9 protein-coding genes are annotated in these 21542 nt (G+C 56.6%); all 9 read left to right on the top strand.

Annotated features, from left to right (window positions below; genetic code table 11):
• The first annotated feature begins 58 nt into the window (after window positions 1-58).
• Genes ACMGG9_RS04370 through cysE form a run of 9 tightly spaced genes read left to right on the top strand, consistent with a single transcriptional unit; the run spans window position 59 to window position 21501 of the window.
• Window positions 59-841 (top strand): thioesterase II family protein, encoded by a 783-nt coding sequence (locus ACMGG9_RS04370; protein ID WP_071997795.1) that lies wholly within the window; start codon window positions 59-61, stop codon window positions 839-841.
• Window positions 834-8423 carry an amino acid adenylation domain-containing protein gene (locus tag ACMGG9_RS04365; protein ID WP_414161938.1) on the top strand — a complete coding sequence of 2530 codons (7590 nt, stop codon included), beginning with the start codon at window positions 834-836 and terminating at the stop codon, window positions 8421-8423. Before ACMGG9_RS04370 ends, ACMGG9_RS04365 begins: the two co-directional genes overlap by 8 nt.
• 13 nt (window positions 8424-8436) lie before the next feature.
• A complete protein-coding gene (locus ACMGG9_RS04360; RefSeq protein WP_414161937.1) occupies window positions 8437-13458 on the top strand; it encodes an amino acid adenylation domain-containing protein in 5022 nt (1673 codons plus the stop codon).
• An 18-nt stretch (window positions 13459-13476) separates the two neighbouring features.
• A complete protein-coding gene (locus tag ACMGG9_RS04355) occupies window positions 13477-14055 on the top strand; it encodes a DUF6817 domain-containing protein (RefSeq protein WP_049866656.1) in 579 nt (192 codons plus the stop codon).
• Window positions 14056-14063: 8 nt separating this feature from the next.
• Entirely contained in the window at window positions 14064-17174 is a 3111-nt protein-coding gene (locus tag ACMGG9_RS04350) for a non-ribosomal peptide synthetase (protein ID WP_414161936.1), read from the top strand.
• Window positions 17171-18178: a TauD/TfdA family dioxygenase gene (locus ACMGG9_RS04345; RefSeq protein ID WP_042783831.1), complete on the top strand. Its 1008-nt coding sequence runs from the start codon at window positions 17171-17173 to the stop codon at window positions 18176-18178. Before ACMGG9_RS04350 ends, ACMGG9_RS04345 begins: the two co-directional genes overlap by 4 nt.
• Window positions 18175-19458, top strand: coding sequence for a phenylacetate--CoA ligase family protein (locus ACMGG9_RS04340; protein ID WP_042783830.1), 1284 nt, complete (start codon window positions 18175-18177; stop codon window positions 19456-19458). Before ACMGG9_RS04345 ends, ACMGG9_RS04340 begins: the two co-directional genes overlap by 4 nt.
• Window positions 19455-20675: an aminotransferase class V-fold PLP-dependent enzyme gene (locus ACMGG9_RS04335; protein WP_042783829.1), complete on the top strand. Its 1221-nt coding sequence runs from the start codon at window positions 19455-19457 to the stop codon at window positions 20673-20675. The genes ACMGG9_RS04340 and ACMGG9_RS04335 overlap by 4 nt, the downstream gene beginning before the upstream one ends.
• A 58-nt stretch (window positions 20676-20733) precedes the next feature.
• A complete protein-coding gene (cysE, locus tag ACMGG9_RS04330; RefSeq protein WP_049866655.1) occupies window positions 20734-21501 on the top strand; it encodes a serine O-acetyltransferase in 768 nt (255 codons plus the stop codon).
• Window positions 21502-21542 lie beyond the last annotated feature (41 nt).

The following is a 21542-nucleotide window of genomic DNA, read 5'->3' as shown; positions in this document are numbered from 1 at the left end:
GCGGGAATAAAGCCCGCCAGCTACATACCCTTTTTACATAAATAATTAAGGACCTAGCATGGGTAATCATTTTATCCGTGAGCTGTCTGCATCACGCCCGTCGGCCATAAATTTAATTTGCTTTGCTCATGCCGGTGGTGGCACCAGCCGATATCGTACCTGGCATGCCGAATTACAGGAATATGCCAATATTCTTATTCCTGTTATTCCCGGCAGAGAAGAACGTTTTATTGAACCTGCCTTTTCCACGCTGGAACAAGTGGCCGATGACGTATTCGCTCGTATAAAACCCTATCTCGATACGCCGCTGGTGTTGGCAGGCATCAGCTACGGCGGCCTGCTGGCCTATGAGATGGCAACGCGGCTGGAACAGCATGGTGCCTGCGTTCACGCGCTATTGATCGCCAGCCAGAGGTCTCCCCACTATCACAAAACACGACAAAACTGGCATCAGATGTCGGCGGAAAAGCTGATCGATTGCCTGGTCAAACTAGGTGGCATCAACGCACAGGATGCCGCGACACCGGAATTCTATGAGCTTTTTCTGTCAACCATCCGCGCAGATTTGGAGGCGAGTGACGGCTATGCACCAACAGGTAAAGCCCCGTTGACATGCCCAATACACGTTTGCCACGGCTTGCAAGACCAGGTGATCGATCGCCAGGCGACTCGCGGCTGGATAGACGTTACCGCCAATACCGTCGAATGGCGCGAATTTAATGCAGGCCATTTCTTATTTGACGAACAAAAAGATATTTGGCTGCAAGACGTGAAAAAAGTGCTCGCCACATTATCGCTGCACATGCCGCCGACATCCCAGGGGAATCATACTCATGTCTGAATTAGAAAAAACTCTCGATAATGAATTTACCGGCATCGAACTGGCCGTCATAGGAATGGCCGGGCGTTTTCCCGGAGCAGGAGACATTGACGCTTACTGGAATAATCTCTGTCAGGAGATCGATTCCGTTACCTGGCATGCTGATTTTGCGCCGCAAGCCTCCACGGACGGTTCCTGGCACGTCCCTGCAGGCTACCTGCTAACCGATGTCGATCAATTCGACGCAAAATTTTTCGCTATGTCGCCAAAAGAAGCGGCGATCACCGACCCGCAGCAACGCCTGCTACTTGAGTGCGCGTGGGAAGCGTTGGAAAACGCCGGCTATGCCGCCACATGCCACCAACAAAACGTCGGCGTCTATGTCAGCAGCGGTCCCAGTGGGTATTGGTTGCATAATCTCGCGAACAATAGGCAGCTTTGCGCCACCACCAGCAAAATGCAATTGCTGATTGGCAATGACAAGGATTACGCAGCCAACCGCATCTCCTACAAACTGGATTTGAAAGGCCCAAGCATCGTCGTTCAATCGGCCTGTTCCAGTTCGTTGTTGGCCGTACACACTGCAAGCCAGTCCCTGCTGGCAGGAGAGTGTGATATCGCCCTGGCCGGTGGTATCTCGCTGGAATACCCGGCTGAAGAAGGCTATCGGTATGAACCGGGCAGCATTCTTTCACAGGACGGGCATTGCAAACCGTTCAGTGAACATGCCAGCGGCACAGTGCGCGGGAATGGCGGCGGGATCGTGGTGTTAAAACGTCTGGATGATGCGATCAACGATCGGGATCATATTTATGCCATCGTCCGCGGCTCTGCGACCAACAATGACGGCGCACAAAAAGTGGGATATGCCGCACCCAGCGTCGAAGGCCAAACCCGCGTTATCCAAATGGCGCACGCCGTTGCCAACGTGACGCCCGACACTATCGGATACGTTGAAACTCATGGCACGGCCACCAGCTTGGGCGATCCGATAGAAATCGCCGCGCTGGCGGCCGCTTTTGGCGACGATTGTCCAGCCGCAAGCTGTAAGATAGGTTCGGTCAAATCCAACATAGGCCATCTTGACGCCGGTGCCGGTATTGCCGGATTTATCAAGACCGCGCTAAGCCTTTATCACGGTTATATTCCCGCTACGCTGCATTACCGGACGCCAAACCCCGCCATCCATTTCGCCGGTACCCCATTTACCGTGACGAGTAAAGGAACGCCCTGGGAAGAAGGCTCGCCACGCAGAGCGGGAGTCAGCGCCTTCGGCATCGGCGGCTCTAATGTCCATGTCGTCATGGAGCAACCCCCGGTTTCCGCCGTCTCCCCTGCCGCAGAACCCGCCACCTGCGCATTACGCTTCTCGGCCAAAAGCCAGGTCGCCTTGCGCGCGACAATGCAGCAACTAGCCCATTATTTGCGCAACCATACCGAGGTATCTCTCGCCGATGTCGCCCATTCGTTGGCGACAGGTCGGAAAGCGTTTCCCGTGCGCGCCGCCATAACAGCCGACAGTGTGGAAGAGGCCATCGCGCAGCTGGAAACCGAGCGAGCTAAAACCACGTGCTTCGGAGAAGCCTGCGACGCGCCGATGAAAACAGCGTTTATGTTTCCTGGCCAGGGAACACAATATCAGGGTATGGGAGCCAACCTGTATCACACCGGCGGCATCTTCACCCAAGAGTTCGATCGGCTGGCGCAGCTGTTCCAACCGTTTATCGACCACGACTTACGCTCGCTGTTGTTCAACAAGGCGCAGGACACTGGCGAATTGCTGGCGCAAACCTGGCTTTCGCAACCGGCGATTTTCGCCGTCGAATATGCGCTGGCGAAACATTGGCTGGCTTCCGGCCTGACCCCCGAAGGCATGATAGGACACAGCATCGGCGAATATGTCGCAGCCTGCCTCGCCGGTGTTTTTACGCTTGAAGATGCCGTCAAGGTCGTTTCGGCACGCGGTCGCTTGATGCAAAGCATGGATCACGGCGAGATGTTGGCCGTCATGTCTGATGAGGCAAGCCTGCACTCTCGGCTACCCTCCGCCCTCTCCATCGCGGCCGTCAATCGGCCGGCATTGACCGTCATCTCCGGCCCCGCCCATGATATGGACGCGTTTCGCCGGTCATTGGAGCGCGATGGCATCAGCTGCCGAGCCCTTGAAACCTCCCATGCTTTCCATTCGGCCATGATGGAACCTTGCTTGCAGGCTTTTGGTGAGGTGCTGGCTCAGGTCACCCTGACACCGCCGCGTCAGCGCTTTATCTCCAATCTCAGCGGAACATGGATCACTGATGAAGAGGCGACGGCCCCGGATTATTGGGTGCGTCATCTACGTGGTACCGTGCGTTTTGCCGATGGGTTGGCAACGCTTATCGATCAACACGCCTTCCTGTTGTTCGAGTGCGGGCCAGGCACCTCATTGAGCCAGGCTGCACGCGCTATTGGCGCCGGCCGCAAAGATGTCAACGCCATCCCGTTGCTCTCGCCCGAGCACACGGGATTGAGTGGCCCGGCGTCACTTCTGCGCATCCAGGAGCAGCGCTGGTGTTACGGCCAGGCAATACCCCACTCATCGCGGGGCAACAAAATTCCGCTGCCGACTTACCGCTTTGATCGCGCCCGTCACTGGGTCGATCCTGAACCGCAAACCGCTGACGTGGTGCCGGCCATCAGCGCCGTCGACAACAAAAATGCGCCTGAACAGGCGAAGCCGGCGAACACGCTGGCGGAAAAACTGACGTTGCTGTGGAGCGAAGCGCTGGGAGTCGCGCAAATTGAGCCGAAAGAAAATTTCTTCGATCTCGGTGGCGACTCCATTCTCAGCATCCAGATTGCTAACCGCGCGCGTACGCTGGGGTTGCATTTTGGCCCTGGTGACATCCTCGAGTTTCCGACGGTGGAAAGCTTGCTCGCCGCTTTGGAGAACCGTGCAGGGCAACGCGACGCAGCGGCACAACCCGAAGAAGATCTGGCCAGCATTTATGCAAGCGCCTTGGAAATCCGTCCGGACGAGGCATTCTTGCCGTTCCCGCTTACCGATATTCAGCACGCATATTGGGTTGGACGTAACGCGGGCAATAACTCGGGCAATGTTGCAGCGCATGCCTATGAAGAGTTTGAATGCGCCGATCTGGATCTTGCGCGTCTAGAACAGGCACTCAATGCCTTGATCGCTCAACACGATATGCTGAGAGCCGTCATGACGCACGACGGCATGCAGCGCGTTCTCCCCCACGTCCCCCGATATATCATTGACACTAACGATTTTAGTCAGTTGAAACCTAAGGACGCCGTGGCGCAGTTAACGGCGCTCAGGGAGCGGAAATCTCATCAGCTGATGCCCTGTGATCAATGGCCGCTGTTTGATATTTCCGCCTCGCGATTGCCCGATGGCACCGTACGGCTGCACGTCAGCTTCGATCTGCTGATTATGGACGCCTGGAGCATTACGTTATTCTGGCGCGAGCTGGAGGAACGTTATTACCACGCCGATTACCAGCCTGAACCGGTGGCCATCACGTTCAGAGATTACGTGCTGGCCGAACAGCGCCTGGAACACAGCGCCGCCTATCAGCGCGCTCGCGACTATTGGCTTAAACGCGCCGACGCCTTCCCTTCTGCCCCGTCCCTGCCGCAGCGAATCGCTCCGCAAAGCCTGGAGCATCGCCGCTTCATTCGCCGGGAAACGACGATACCCCACGCCGTCTGGCGCAAGCTGAAAGACGCCGCCGCACACCAGGGCCTCACGCCGTCCACCATATTGCTCACCGCCTATACGGAGATATTGGCGAACTGGAGCGAAACACCCCATTTTTGCCTGAACCTGCCGGCTTTCAATCGTCTGGAGGTGCATCCACAAATCGATCAGGTGATGGGGGATTTCACCTCGGTTCTGCTGTTCGAAGCCGACCTGCGGCAGGAGGAGACCTTTACTCAACGCGCTAAAAAAACGCAAAAACGCCTTTGGGACGATCTTTCTGCCTTGCAGTACAGCGGCGTAAAAATGCTGCGAGACATTGCGGAAAAAAGCGCCGAACGGCCAACCATGCCCTATGTCTTTACCAGCCTGATCTTCCCGTCCGCCGATGATAAACCGATTGTGAGCCGGCTCGGTAAATTGGTGGAAGGGATATCGCAAACGCCACACGTATGGCTCGACTGCCAGGTTTACGAAGAAAAAGGCAATCTCCTCATCAACTGGGATGCGGTCGACGGCCTTTTCGATCCTGACATGCTTGATGCGATGTTTATGGACTATCGCGCATTGCTTATGCGTTTGCCCAAAGAAGAAGCCATCTGGCATGAAAATCATTGGCGCGACGCTCTGGCTCAACGCGTCAACAGCGGCGCCATCGCCGAAGCCAATCGTACGGCCGTCGCCTTTGACGAAAGTTGCTTGCATCAGGGGTTCTTGGCGTATGCAAACAAGAAGCCGTCGGCTCCCGCTATCCTGGGGGAAACCGTCCTCACCTATGCGGATTTGGCGAATATCTCCGCCAATGTGGCGCTGTCGCTGACCAAGCAGGCGCTCCAGCCCGGTGCACGCGTAGCCGTAGTCGCAGAAAAAGGCTGGCAACAAGTCGCCGCTGTGTTGGGTATTTTGCGCGCCGGTTGCGTCTATGTTCCACTCGACCCGACGCTACCGAAGGGGCGCATGCAGGCACTTTTGAGCGAGGCCGAAATTCGAGTCGCACTGACGACGCCCGCCAGCGACGGGCGCGTTGAGTGGCCGGCAACCATCGCGCATCTGCCCATCACTGAAGCGATGAACGCATTCACGGACGAATGGCGCGATGCCGAGATCGAGGCGGCGTCGCCGGCTTACATTATCTTTACTTCAGGCACGACCGGTAAGCCCAAAGGGGTCATTGTCACCCATGCCGCCGCCGCTAACACCGTTACCGATATCAATTCGCGTTTCGCTATCGGCGAGAACGACCGTGTGTTGGCGCTTTCCTCACTCTCTTTCGATCTGTCGGTTTACGACATTTTCGGGCCACTGGCGCGCGGCGCGGCCATCGTGATGCCGAAAGATGAGCTTGCCAAAGATCCTGCGCACTGGGAAACCTGCGTGCAGAAATACCGGGTCACCGTCTGGAACTCGGTGCCGGCCTTGGTTGAACTCTTGGTCAATCATCTGTCCGCCAATCAAAACGCAACGCTGACGAGCATCAGGCTGGTCATGATGAGCGGCGATTGGATCAACGTTGCTTTACCGGAGAAAATCCACCGCGCAATGCCAAACGCCCTGAGCGTCAGTCTTGGCGGCGCCACCGAAGCCGCCATCTGGTCCATTTTCCACCTCATCCAGGATATCGATCCGACGATGACCAGCATTCCTTATGGCAAGGCTTTGGCAAACCAACGCTTCTATGTTTTGGACACCCATCTTCGCCACCGGCCCGAAGGCGTTGCGGGCGAACTTTATATCGCCGGCAAAGGGCTGGCCGCCGGCTACCTGAACAATCCCGCAGAAACCGCAGCGCGCTTTATCACCCACCCGCAAAGCGGCGAGCGATTATACAAAACCGGCGATCTGGGACGCTGGTTGCCTGACGGCACCATCGAGTTTTTGGGGCGCAGAGACAATCAACTGAAGATCAATGGATTCCGTATTGAAACCGGTGAAATAGAGCGCGCCGCCGGTAAACACCCGGGAGTCGATCGCTGTGTGGTTCGCCTTCACCGCCAGGACGGCTCAGCACTGCTGCTCGCCTATCTTTGCCCGAGGCAAGACGCCACGCTCGATGAAATGCAGCTCCATCGCCATTTTGCCGAACAGCTGCCGGACTACATGGTGCCAAGCGTCATTATGATCCTACCGACGTTGCCGCTGTCAGCCAATGGCAAAGTCGATATTTCACAGCTGCCGACGCCGCAACTGTCACGCCATAGCGGTGAATTTATCGCTCCGGCGGACGATATCGAGCATCGTCTCTGCCGGCTTGGCCAGAAGATTTTGGGTGGCGAGGCGCTGAGCGTTACCCAGGATCTGTTTAAATCCGGGATTGACTCACGCCGTCTCACCGATTTGGTGACCCAAATTCGCCGAGAATTTACCCCGGCATTCCCGCTTCGCGCCGCCTTTGAAACGCCCAACATACGGGGCATTGCAGAGGCGGTCAGGAATGCGCTGGATGCTGAGCGCACCGAGGACGAACTGCCCCCTATCGTCAAGGTACCGGCCATGTCCCGCTGGCCGCTTTCTTCCGCCCAACAGCGGCTGTGGTTCCATGATCAGCTTCATCCGGGAAACTGCACCTACAACCTGGTGGAACCTTTCGAACTGAACGGCTTGCTCAATGTGGATGCCTTGTCCCAGGCTCTGCGGATCTTTGTCGCCAGACATTCGGTGCTGACATGCCGCATTCTCGACGATCGGGCCGACGCTTATATGTCCCCGTCGCTGGAGACCTCATTTCAGTTGCAGTTGGAAGAGGCGTTCGACATCCCCTCTCACGAGAGAGAGGGCTACATGCAGCGCGCACTTGCTGCCGCGGCGACGCGCCCGTTCGATACCCGTTGCGGCGATATGTTCAGAGCCAGCCTCATCGCATTCTCCGCGCAGTGTCACCTCCTGATCATCGCCGTGCATCACATCGTATGGGATGGCTGGTCCACTGCCATTATGGCGGGTGAGATCAGCGAGATATATAACGCTCTCGTCGCAGGGAGGACGCCAGCCGAATCGTCAGACAGGCTTAATTTCCTTGACGTCGCGCAATGGGAGCAAACGCAACGCGCATCCCGGACCTTTAACACTCAATTGGATTACTGGGTAAATCAGCTCGGCGATAACCTGCCGGTGCTGGCTTTGCCGACGACGCCTGTCGATACCGACCGTCTGACCGCTACCGGCGCGCGTCATCCTTTCCATTTAAGCGCGCCGCTCACTGCACGCTTCGATGCACTCTGCGCCAAACTGGGTATCACGCCTTTCATGGGGTATATGACCGCCTGGCAGTTGCTGCTGCATTGGTGGTGTCAACAAGACGACATCGTCGTGGGAACGGCAGCAGGCCATCGTTCTCGTCCCGAACTCGCCGGCGTCATCGGATTTATGGTGAACAGCCTCGCCATCCGCACTCGCTTCCAACGCCATGACGCCTTTGCAGATCTGTGCCTGCGCGTCAAACAAACCTGTCTGGATGCCTACCGGCATCAGGATCTGCCGTTCGATCAAATCGTCAACGCGCTGCGACCGAAGCGAAAAATGTCGCAGTCGGCGCCGATTTACCGCTCGTGGTTCGTCTTGCATGACGTAGCGACCCCGCCATGGACGTTATCAGGCATTAAGGCCACCTTGCTCGATGCGGAATTTCTGCTGGACGTGCACGACATAAAACTGTCGCTGGTTACCAGACAGGGCGCAATGGAAGGCGGGCTGGATTACCGCACCGCCTTGTTTACACCCGACGTAATCGCAAATGTTGCCGTCGCCTTTACGCAGTTAATCGAGAAGGTTTCTGAGGACATGACGCTCACCTTGCCGGAAATAAAAGGCTATCTCGATGCACAACAACCCAAAGTCGATGAAACATCAGCCTGTTCAGACGAATTGCCCTCTTGGGACTTTTCGGTTAATCGCCGCAAATAAATAAGGGTTAACAATGCAAAGCATGAAAGGTATTGGACCGGAAAACCAGACGCAATCCCATACGCTGCACGCAGCCGTCTTTAATCAGGCGATGGCAACGCCACTACGCCCGGCCGTGATCGACGAAAGCGGCATCATGGACTATCAATGCTTACGGCATGCCGCGTTGAGCATCGCACAGCAATTGTCCGCGCTTAATCTGGCGAAAGAGACGGCCGTCGGCGTCTATCTTCCGCGCGATCGCCATATCCCCGCCAGCTTATTGGGCATCATGGCGGCGGATTGCGCTTATCTGCCGCTCGACCCCAAGCATCCCCAGGCGCGCACCGAACTGTTGCTGGAGATCGCCCAGGCCAAATACGTCATTACAACAACGGCGCTAGCGAGCAGGCTGCCCGACACCATTACGCCCGTTTTCATCGACGAAAACGGACGCCCCAACGAAGCCATACTGCAGCGCAACACCTGCGCCACTCAACTGGCTTACTTTATCTTTACTTCCGGTTCCACCGGCGTTCCCAAAGGGGTGATGATCGAACACGGCAACGCCCTGTCGCTTATCGATTGGGCCCACCAAACCTATACTGACGAACAGCTGTCGCAGGTCGCTTGTGGCACGTCGATCACCTTCGATCTCTCCGTCTTTGAAATCTTTGCTCCGCTTACTCAGGGCGGATGCGTGCATATGCTGGCAGATCCCCTGGCGTTATTACAGTGGCACAAGCGTGACGATATTACGCTGTTCAATACCGTACCTTCGGTCATCAACGAGATGGTTAAAATCGGCGAGTTGCCATCCCATTTGCCGATTATCAACTTAGCCGGGGAACCGCTGCCGATGCACCTGGTGCATACGCTCAGGCGGCAATGCCCGACGGCAAAAATCTTTAATCTCTATGGTCCCTCGGAAGATACGACCTACTCCACCGGCGGTGAAGTCTTGGCCTCAGACCCGCATCCCACCATCGGCACACCACTGACGGGCCGACGCTGTTATCTGCTTGACGCAGAAGGCAACGCCGTAGCGCCGGGAGAAACGGGGGAAATCTACGTGGCCGGTCCGGGCGTCGCTCGCGGTTACTACCATCGTCCAGAACTCAACGACGCCTTCCTGCCCGACCCCGCCGGCCCCAAAGGGGCGCGCATGTACCGCACCGGCGATTATGGCAAGCAGCTTGAAGATGGACGCCTGCTCTACCTCGGGCGTCGCGACGACCAGGTCAAGATCCGCGGCCATCGTATCGAAATCGGTGAGATTGACGCCGTGCTCCGTCGGCATCCCGGTGTGCGAGAAGTGGCGGTGGTGGTGGTCGAATCAGCGAACAAGGGCAAATCTTTACGCTGCGCGCTGGAGCTGCACTCTCCGGCGGATCGTCATGCCATTATCGCCTGGGCGGCAACCCAACTGCCGGTCTACATGCTGCCGGCGGAGTGGATGGCCTTCGATGAACTTCCCCGTTTGCCTAACGGAAAAATTGACAGAGGTGCCTTAAGACACTGCCGAACGCAACATGAAAATCGTGCGGGCCAAGCGCCTGAAGGCGCCACAGAGCTATCGTTGGCTGGACTTTGGCGCCAGCTGCTGGACTGTGCTGACGTCTATCGCACCGATACGTTCTTCGGTCTCGGCGGGCATTCTTTACTGCTCGCCCGACTGGCTCATGAGATCAAAAAGCAGTTTTCTGCTGACCTTGCGCTAGAACGGCTCCTGGCTGCCGATACGCTCTCGCGTCAGGCACGACTTATTGAACAATGGACGAAAAACGCCGATGCGCCGCCGTGCGTCGGCCATACGCGACAAACCACTCTCGAAGCCCCCTGTTCGCCCTCGCAATCGAGAATGTGGATGCTGGAAAAACTGTTGCCGGGCTCGCCTCGTTACAACATTCCCGCCGCTTTTCAAATCGTGGGGCCACTGGATATAAGCCGTCTTTCCAACGCAGCGGAACAAGTCGTGATGCAACATACCATCTTGCGTACGCGCTATGCCGAAGGCGCGCAGGGTCTGCAGCAATGCGTCGCCCAAACCTACCCGCCAGTGGTTCATCATGAAAACCTGTGTGAATGGGATGAAAAAGCAGCCTGGGAACAGGCCTGGAACCGCGCGAACGCCTTCGCTCGCACGGCGTTCGATCTGACCGAAGAAATCCCGTTCAAGGTGCTGGCCCTCAAGATCAAGCAAGACCTGCATCTGGTGGTGCTGCTGACGCACCACATCGCCGTTGACGGCTCCATGGACATCTTGCTGTCCGAACTCTCCGCGGCCTATGAGAATACGGCTTCGGATGCATCTCCTGCCCCCCTCAGTTACCAGGACTATTGCCACTGGCTGACGCAATGTGAAAGCCGGCAAACCGAGGCTCTGGCTTATTGGCAACGACAGCTGGCCGAGCCACCGGCCGCCCCGCAACTTCCCTGCGATCGGCCGCTGCCGCGCCAGGAACGGGGGCAAGGTCGCCAGTTAAGCGTCCCCATTCCAGAAGATAAATTCATCGCGCTTTCTCAACTTTGCCGCCGACACGAAGTCTCTGTGTTCCACGGGTTGCTGGCGCTGACTTGGGCTTATTTGGGACGCCTGGCGGATACCGACGATGTCCTGCTGACCGCACCACTGCAAACGCGAAACAACCACGATTTTGCCGCAACCATCGGTAATTTCGTCAATACGGTTATTTTGCGCGGCGATATGCGGCACCAGCCGCGCGTCGGTGAATTATTGCGTCAGGCCAGGCAACGTACCCAGGAAGCCATGCAGTTCGGCCAGGTTCCTTATGAAACGGTGCTCGATAACGTCAAAGGGCTACGCACCGCCAATGGCACGCCGGCGCTCAACGTCATGCTATCGCTGCAGCAAGAACAGCCGCTGTGGACGATGAGGGATACCGGCTCCAGCCACCTGCCCATCGACTTGTTGACCAGCCGTTTCAGCCTGGGCTTCTTTTTCCGTCTCAGCAACGGCGGCCTTGAGCTGAATCTCGAATACGACACGGAACGCTTTACCGATGCCGCGGTTCAGCGCCTGATCGGCCATTGGTTCACGCTGATGAGTGCAGCGCTCGCAAACGATGAGGCCGTCGTCACTACCCTGCCTTTGCTCTCTGACGATGAGCGCCACAACATGCTCGACGGCTGGAACGCCACGCAATGCGATTATGCCGGCGATCGGCTGGTGCATCAGCTGTTCGAAGCACAAGCCAGTCAGGCACCTCACCACATCGCGCTATGCAATGCGCAGAACGCGATGAGTTACGCTGAATTGGATACGCGTGCCAATCGTTTGGCCCATTATTTGCTGGCCCAGGGATTCGACGCCGGCGCACGCATCGCTATCCTGTGCGATCGCAGCCCGGCGATGGTCATCGCCATGTTGGCTATTCTGAAAGCGGGCTGTGTTTATGTGCCCTTCGATCCCGCCAGCCCTCCAGCTCGTTTTCAAGCGATGATCCGTATCGCCGGCATCACCGGTATCGCAACTGACGCGCTGTTTGCCGATACCGCCGCCGCCTTGATCGCACAAGCGCCCACCTCGTTGGCGCACGTGCACGTCGCGATAAGCGAGGACCTCTCCTGGCCTTCGACTCCCGTGGAGAGCCGCATCACATCGGACGCACTGGCTTACATCATCTTTACATCAGGAACGACCGGCGATCCCAAGGCGGTCGCCGTCAGGCATAAACCGGTAATCAATCTGATCGAGTGGGTAAACAAGACCTTCACCGTGAACGCCAGCGACAAGTCGCTGTTCGTCACGTCACTGGCCTTCGACCTGTCCGTCTACGATCTGCTGGGAATGCTTGCGGCAGGCGGAACGATTCGCCTCGCCGGCCGAGACGAAACCAAGGATCCGAGTACACTGGCCAACATCGTCTGTGCAGAGGGCATCACCTTCTGGAACTCAGCGCCCATCGCGCTCGATCAATGCGAACCCTATTTCCCGCCGTACCCGATTCCATCATTACGCCTGGCCTTCTTGTCCGGCGACTGGATCCCCGTATCGCTGCCGGACAAGCTGCGTAAGACGTTCCCCAACCTGCAGTTGGTTGGCTTGGGCGGCGCCACTGAAGCCGTCATTTGGTCCAACTTCTTTATCATCGAGCGGGTAGCGCCGGAGCAAAGCAGCATCCCTTACGGCAAACCGATTCAAAATGCTCGCTACTACATACTGGATAAGCAACTGCAGCCCGTTCCCATCGCGGTCGAGGGCGATCTGTTTATCGGCGGCGAGGTATTGGCCGAAGGTTACTTCGGCGATCAAGAGAAAACGGCGCGCAGTTATCTGCCCGATCCATATGGCCTGACGCCAACCGCCAGAATGTATCGAACCGGCGATAGAGCACGATTCTTTCCGGATGGCACCATCGAATTCCTGGGACGGCAAGATACGCAGATAAAAATCAATGGATACCGCATTGAAACGGGCGAAATCGAAGCTGCGCTACTCACGCAACCCGGAATAAACGGCGCTTGCGTCGTGGTTAAAGGTGAACGTCATCGCCTCTGGCTGTGCGCCTATATCGTCAGCGAGGAACACAATCAGGAGGCCATTGCACGGCTGCGCGCCAATCTGCGCACCAAATTACCCGAATACATGATCCCCGCCGTATTCACCTGTCTGTCAGCATTTCCTTTAACCGCCAACGGCAAACTGGATAAGCAGCGGCTTCCGGAGCCAATAACGCTGAACGGCGGCGGCGATCGGCACGCCCCCCCGACAGGGCACTTTGAGACGACGATCGCCGATATCTGGAAGCACGAACTTAACTGCGAGGCCCTGAACGCTACGGATAACTTTTTTGATCTCGGCGGCAACTCCGCCAGCTTGATAAGGACACACAGAACGCTGGAGAACGCGTTGAACCGCACGATCCCCATCGTCACGCTCTTTCAGTACACCACTTTGCGCAGCCTCGCCGAATGGCTGGCCGGCAACATAGAGAACGATGCAGCGGGCGCATCTCAGGCAACCGAACAGCGGCTCTCTGGCCGACAACGCCTAATGCAACAAAGAAAACAACGAATCACCGCCAACGACTGATCTTATTGACAGGAAAAAATGATGGATGCAGATGCCAAGCTTATCGCGCAATACCAGCCGCAGCTGGTGAAGTTGGGCGCACATAAAGTGGCTCATTTAGATGAGCCACTAATGAATCATTTAATACGAACACACCATCTTCTCAGGGAAATGGAATGTGACGAGACGATATGCTTATCCGGATTATTTCACGGTGCATATGGCACACAGGGATTACATACCGATGAGATTGGTGACATTCCGTCATCTCAAAGGGAAATTGTCAGAGCCAGTATCGGTGAAAACGCCGAGCAGCTGGTTTATCACTTCTCCGTCATGAGTTACGAATCATTGAGTAAAAGTTTCCGTAATATCCTCAAACCGGAAGGGCAACCTTGTTTGAAGGATCGCAGGAACGGCCAAACGCTCAACGTTTCAGTAAGTCATTTCCAAGCATTGTTAGCTTTAAAGCTGGCGGACGTATTGGCGCACACCCCTACGCAGAAATATCACACCTGCCTAAATCTGCCGGCGGAATACGGCATGTTTTGGGAGTTAGTCGCGGAATATCTGGGTGAAAAACACTTGTCCATTTGGAACAAAACCATTAACGGGTAATAAAAAACATGAAAACTGCAGAAAACATGGCATTACCAGAGAATAACTGGGAAGGGTTTCCCCTGTCTTTTCAGCAGCAACAGCTGATTAAGCAAACTACCCGAAATAGCCCGCAATATTTCAGCGCAACGTATTCTCTGTCAGGAGCTTTGGACCCCAACCGTTTAATCGCGGCCTTGTCCACGCTGATTAATGAACATGAGATTTTGCGAACGTCGTTCAGAAACGTATTGGGAGAAAACAGCGATGTGCTGATGGTCATCAATGATCCCTATCAGCCCGAGCTGATTATGGCTGACGGTGAGCCTTCGGACGTTAACCCGTTCAACGAGGAAGAAGCGGCATCGGCATGCGCAAGTCTCACGGCCAGAGAACGGCCTCTCAAAGCCGCGCTTTACCGCATAACAGCCGACCGGCATACGCTGGTGATTTCACTGCCCACCGCCAGCCTGGACTATGCCTCCGCCGACGCGATGATGGTGGCGCTGAGTCGCCTCTATGCCGGTGAGGCTGGTACGTCGTCCCCCATTGTACAATACGTCGACTTTGCCCAATGGCAGCGCGAGGATTTCCCCCCGCAAACTACCGTTACTCATGTCGAGCCCATCCCTTCTTTGCGTCTGCCTCTCGAATTCAAGTCCGACAGCCAGGATTGGCAATGCCGCCCCATAACGCTGACGATGGAAACACAATCTCAGCTACAAGCGCTGGCAACAGAAAACGCCTTGTCTCTGCGCGCTCTGCTTTACGCTTGTTGGAGTGCTGCGTTATGGCGCATAGCGGAATATCCCGACCGCTTTGTGCTCAGCACGAACCTGGCCGGCCGCCCTTTTGCGGAACTTCAACAGGCTCTGGGTCGGTTCGAATATGCAGTGCATACGATCGCGCAGCCCAACGCTGACATGACGTTGCTGCAGTTCGCTGAACATTGTCAGCAAGCACTGCGACTGAGCGAGCAGCAAGACGGCCGCCAGCCGGGTGATGTTCATTCAGCCAGCGAGATCGGCTATCAATTCTTCAATGCGGCGTCGGCAATCGAAACACCCCTGCTACATTGGGAAAACCGTACCGCCATCCCTGTACCGGAACACTGCAGATTATCTCTGCAGGTGAATGCCGGTGAACGCCTCCACCTTGTGTTGCAGATACAGCAAGGCGTCTTCGATACGGCAGGGATCGCAACGATTGAGCAGGCGTTCCGCGCCACGCTGCAGGCGCTGCTCAAGACACCACAGGCCATGCTCGATCGCTTTCCGCTTATGACTGACGATGAAACACGCATTCTGATTGAAAACACCCATAACGCGTTGTCGTCATCGCCGGCCCTCGGTTGTTGGTACCATACTTTCAGCCGCCAGGCGTCGCAGACTCCCGATGCGCCGGCGTTAAAGTACAACTCGCGAATTTGGCGCTATGCCGAGCTGGATGCCTTCACCAATCAGTTGGCTCGCCATTTGCTGAACAATGGGGTGGAACAGGGCGCAGCGGTCGGCCTGATGCTTGAGCGCAGCGATCTGGCGCTGGCGGCTATCATCGCCATCCACAAAGCCGGAGCCTGTTATGTCCCTCTCGACCCTCAACTGCCCCAGCAGCGGGTGGAGATCATCCTGAAGCAAACCAGGCCGGCACTGATGCTTGTCGCTCAAGCGCAACACCGCCAGGCGCAGCTCACCCTCCCCGTGATGGCGCTGGATGAGCAGTGGAATGACATTAGCGTGCTGGATGACTCCGCGCTGCCATTCACCGCGTCTGCCGACAGCCTCGCTTATGTGCTCTACACCTCCGGCTCTACCGGAGAGCCGAAAGGCGTCAAGATCGCTCATCATCAATTGCAGAACTATGTGTCCGGCATTATTGAGCGTGCGGAACTGGGCGCAGCGCTCACCTATCTCTCCATTGGCCCCATCACCACCGACTTGGGTAATACCACCCTGTTCCCCGCACTGGTCACCGGTGGCTGCATCGACATCTCACCTTTCACGCACGCCGAGGATATTCAGGAGCAAATTCGCTATATGGAGCAAAGCGAGTATGACGTCCTCAAATTGACCCCTTCTCATATGGCATCTTTATTCGCGCTGGCGGACGCGCCGGCGCGCCTGATGCCTGGCAAGGCCTTATTGCTGGGGGGTGAGGTGTTAAGTTGGGGGATGTGGCGCCTGTTCAACGATTTTGCGAACGGTTGTCGCATCTACAATCATTATGGGCCAACCGAAACCTGCGTGGGCGCAATTGCGCAGCAGGTAGCGTCGGATAAATACGCCAGGCTGGCTTCCACCGTTCCCCTCGGTACCCCCTTGCCGCATGCCCGCTGCTATGTCGTCGACCCGCATGGTGCATTGCTTCCCGTGGGCGTCGCGGGTGAGTTATATATTGGCGGCGAGACGGTCGCTTGCGGCTATGTGCAAAGCGCTGAAGATCAGCGTCCCCGCTTTATCGCCGATCCCTGGAGCCCGCGATCCAATGCCCGGCTTTACCGTTCAGGGGATAAAGTTCGCAGGCTTCCCGATGGCAGCCTGGAGTTTCTTGGCCGTATCGACCGTCAGTTGAAAATCCGCGGATTCCGGGTAGAACCGGCCGAAATAGAAAGCACGCTGCGCAAACATGCGGAGGTTTTGGACAGCTGCGTCGTTGAACAAGGCGAATCCGGCAGTGCACATCTGTTGGCTTACGTGGTTCTGCAAAGCGGCGACAACGGCAATGCCGATTGGCTGCGTGAGCATCTCGCCGCTTACCTGCCGGATTTCATGATCCCCTCTCAAATCGTGTCGCTCTCCCGCTTCCCGTTAAACCACAACGGCAAAGTCGATCACCGCATGCTACCGGCGCCGGATACGCTTATCGCCGCCAACGCCGATGACTATGTCGCGCCGCAAAGCGAAACGGAAAAAAGTGTCGCGGCCATTTTCCAGGAGTTGCTGCTGGCCAACCGTGTAGGCATACACGACGACTTCTTTGATATCGGTGGGCATTCGCTAATCGCCACAAAGTTGGTCGCTCAAATCCGTTCCACCTTCGATATTCCGTTCAATCTGCGCAGCGTTTTTATGGATGCGACCGTAGCCGGCCTCAGCCGCAACATTGATGAACAACGACACTCTCAGGAACTGGCAAAATGAACGAAACAGCAAGCGGTTTATTCGCCCGACGGCGCCAGAGCCAAGGCGTATCCGTCACCAGTCTGGTCACCGCGTCACCACTGACCCATGCCGGCGCTAAAGGTGTCATGCTGCGCCCGGCGCTAGCCAACCTATCCGCCCCTGAGTGGGGGCAAAACAGCTGGGATTATATCGCCAGTCTGTTAGCCGAATCTGGCGCCGTTTTGCTGCGTGGCTTCAAGGTCGCGGATGTCGCGGCTTTTCGCGCCTTTGTGCAAACGTCGGCAGGCGCATTGTTGGGATACACCCACCGCTCTACGCCGCGCAGCAATATCAGCGAAGGGATATACACCTCGACCGAGTATCCGGCCGACCAGCATATTCCCCAACACAATGAGATGTCCTACACCCGCAGTTGGCCCAAGCGGCTGTTCTTCCACTGCGCCGTCAAACCAGGCGATCAAGGGCAGACTCCGCTTGCCGACAGTCAGGGGGTCTATGAACGCCTGCCGGAAGACCTGCGCGCGCGTTTTGAAGCCCATGGCGTGATGTACGTGCGCAATTTTGGACAAGGTTTGGATCTCAGCTGGCAGCAGGTATTCCAAACGGAAAATCAGGCGGAGGTTGAGGCGTATTGCCAAGCGAACGACATCCAATGCCAATGGTTGGGGGAAGGACGCCTGCGCACACGCCAAATTTGTCAGGCGACCCTTGCCCACCCGCGAACGGGGGCGGGGATCTGGTTTAATCAGGCGCATCTGTTCCATATCAGCAATCTGCCGGTGGAGGCGGAACGTGAGTTAAGACGCGAATTCGCCGAGCATGAGCTGCCGCGCAATGCCCTGTTTGGCGACGGCAGTCCTATCCCGTCAACCGACCTGACGCTGATTCGACAAGCCTATCAACAAGAAGAAATCCTGTTCGACTGGGAACAGGGCGACATTCTGATTTTGGATAACGAAACCATTTCCCACGGCCGGCGACCATTTACGCCGCCGCGCAACATCATGGTGGCAATGACATGAGCGAATCAGGTTCATTTAAAGATGTACGTCGTGAAGTGGCGTACGCTTATGAAAATGTGAAATTTTTTAAAGCTCACATGGCAGCGTCGGGCCTACGGCCCGACGACATTAAAACCCTGGCGGACTTTAAACGCATCCCCGTCACACGCAAAATGCACTATCGACGCAACTATCCGTCAGGGGTGCTAGCTGCCGGATTTACACTGACCGGGCCGCATGTGATGCGCTTTCAAAGTTCTGGGACCTCAGGAGAGCGTTTGAACAGCGCGATCCTTTCCTATGACCTGGCGCGACGACAGGCCACCAGTATGGGCGTCAATGCAAACTTCAACGCACTGTGGCGCCCTGGTGCCCGGCCGCGCATTTGCCGCTATGCCCCACCTAACTGCTCTGACGTAGAGTGCGGCATCGGCCTGACAACCATGGCGGAACGCACGCTGGCCGACGGCACGCTGGTCTTGCCTGTCGCTCACGACTTATTGGCGACCCCCGCCAGGATGATCAAGCAGGCGCTGGACGAAATCGCCGCCTACGATCCGGAAATTTTGGTGGTGGACCCGACGCATTTAGCTTTTTTAACTCGAGAGGCCGACAAGTTGGGACGCACTATCGTCACCACCAACAAGCTGCATATCGTTTGTGGCTATACCCATTTGACGCAGGTTGCACGACGTCAAATTCGGCGCTTCTTCGGTGACGAAACGCCAATCGGCAACATGCTGGGCATGTCGGAACTGGGTTACCTCGGTTTCGAATGCCACCACGGTTGTTTGCACATCAACAACCAAGATTTTTTCCTGGAGTTTTTAAGCGGGGAGCAGGAATCGGCCTTGGATGAAGTCGGCGAGTTGGTCATTTCCACCATTGATGACAGCTTGCTACCGCGCATTCGTTACGCCACCGGCGACCTGTACCGTCTATCGTCGGAACCCTGCACCTGTGGCGCCACTTTGCCGGTGGTCAACATCGAAGGGCGCGCCACCCACAACGTCATCGGTAAAAACGGGGCGATAGTGACGCCTGCCGAGGTCGATCTGGCGGTGGCCGATTGCCCAGCGATCGATTTATATAAGTTGGAACAAGACGAGCTCGGGAATCTTCGTTTTCGCTATATCCTCAATCAAGCATCATCGTCTGAGCTACTCGCATTGCAACAGCGCATCAGCGCACTTTGCCAAACCCGCGACATCATTTTCGAAGCCGTGGATTACATCGCTTGCGAACGCAGCGGAAAATTCCAATCCTGCATTTCAAGATATAACGGGGCATCTCATCCATGACGAATCATTTTATTGACCGCAGTCAGTTCCCTGCGCTGATGCAGGAAATAGACGGACGGCCTCTCAACTATCTCGACAGCGCCGCGACTACCCTAAAGCCGCGCGTCATGATTGACGCCGTAACGGAGTATTACAGCCAGAACGGCGCCAATATCCATCGCGGCAAACACCGTCTCTCCGATGAAGCCTCCAATGCCTATGAAGCCGCGCGCCTCGCAGTAGCGGACTACGTCAGCGCACAGGCTAACGAAGTCGTGTTTACCCACAATACGACCCATGCGCTGAACATCGTGGCGCAAGGATTGGCGCTGAGAAAATCGGATCTGGTTATCGCTGGTGTCGATTCACATCATTCCCAACTATTGCCTTGGCGACAAGTAGCCACCCTGAGGTTCATCCAAACCGATGATCAGGGCAGGATCGATTTGGATCATTTCCAGACGCTGCTCGCGCAACGGCCGAAAGTGGTCGCCCTGACGCACTGCTCCAATGTCACCGGCGTTGTGCATCCCATTGAGCAGATGATCGCGATGATCCGCACACAAAGCGATGCCGTTATTGTGCTGGACGCCGCACAGTCTCTCCCGCACGGCCGTCTCAACCTCCACACGCTGGGCGCCGACTTTGTCGCCTTCTCCGCACACAAAATGCTGGGCCCAACCGGGTTGGGCTTTTTGTACGCGAACCAACATCGCCTCGATGCACTTAAACCGCTGCAATTCGGTGGCGGTACGGTTGACTGGGTGGATGCCGATGGCCAGGTCAATCGTCGGGCGCCCTATCATCTCGAGGCCGGCACGCCGGCGATTGCTTCCGTCATCGGCGCCGGCGCGACTTTTCGTCTGTTAGCCGGCTTCGATGAGACGGCGCGGCGTGAACACGACAAAGGTTTGGTCAACGCGCTGCTTTCCGGGGCGGCCTCTCGCCCTTACCTCAAACTTATCGGCCCCGCCGACGGTGAAAACCGCCATGCCATAGGCGCCTTCAAGTTCTCGGACTGCGTTTCGGTCGGAGAAATCGCCCGCTTGCTCAGCGACGCCTACGGCATCATGTGCCGCAGCGGTTATCTGTGCGCGCAACCTTTCGTTAGCACCCTGGCCGGTGGAGAGATCCTGCGAGCATCCGCCTATCTATACAACACGACGGCTGATATCGATGCCCTGTATCAGGCCCTTGATGACCTGGCGGAGTGCATGGGGCTGCCCACGGTAAACTGATGAAAAACGCCCGGCGTTTGCCGGGCGTTTTATCGCTATAACGCGACGAGGAAAAAAGATGCGATTGATGAACTATGCCATTTTCCCGAACCTGACGGTCTCCGACCCCTTTTGGGTACAGCTCCGGCAAGAGGCAAAAGCCTTGGCCGAAAGAGAAGGGGCGATGAGCAAACTCCTGCAGCAAGGAGTATTGCAGCATGCCACCTTCAACGAGGCGCTCGCAAACCGCCTGGCCTTGAAACTGGCCAATGACGATATCGATGCGACGAGCCTGAGAAACGTTGTTGAACAAACGCTGCAACGTGCGCCCGACATTGTCGACGCCGCGCTGGCGGACATGCGCGCGGTTTACGAACGCGATCCCGCCTGCCACAGTACGGTACAGATATTTTTTTTCTTCAAGGGGTTTATCGCATTGCAAGCCTATCGCATCTCACATGCGCTGTATCGGCATCAGCAACGTGAAATGGCCTATCACATCCAAAGTCGGGTATCAGAACTCTTCTGTATCGATATCCATCCGGCCGCCAAGCTGGGCAAAGGCATCATGCTCGACCATGCTCACGCGATTGTCATCGGTGAAACGGCAACGGTGGGCGACAACGTCTCCCTGCTGCATTCGGTGACGCTGGGAGGAACAGGAAAAGCCGGCGGCGATCGCCATCCCAAGGTGGGTAATAGCGTCGTTATCGGCGCCGGAGCCAAAATATTGGGTAATGTGCGAATCGGCGACAGTTGCTGTGTTGCCGCCGGCGCCGTTGTGCTCAAGGACATTCCGCCATCGGCCACGGCAGTGGGCGTTCCCGCCCGGATTGTCGGCCTCTAAGCGCCTCCCACACACCGGTAGCGGTGAAAAAGTTTCGGTGT

This window comes from Serratia sp. BNK-10, assembly GCF_047456065.1.
In the GTDB taxonomy this organism is placed as follows: domain Bacteria; phylum Pseudomonadota; class Gammaproteobacteria; order Enterobacterales; family Enterobacteriaceae; genus Serratia; species Serratia ureilytica.
Note: the sequence above shows the minus strand (reverse complement) of the source record. Positions and strands in the feature narration are given on the sequence as shown.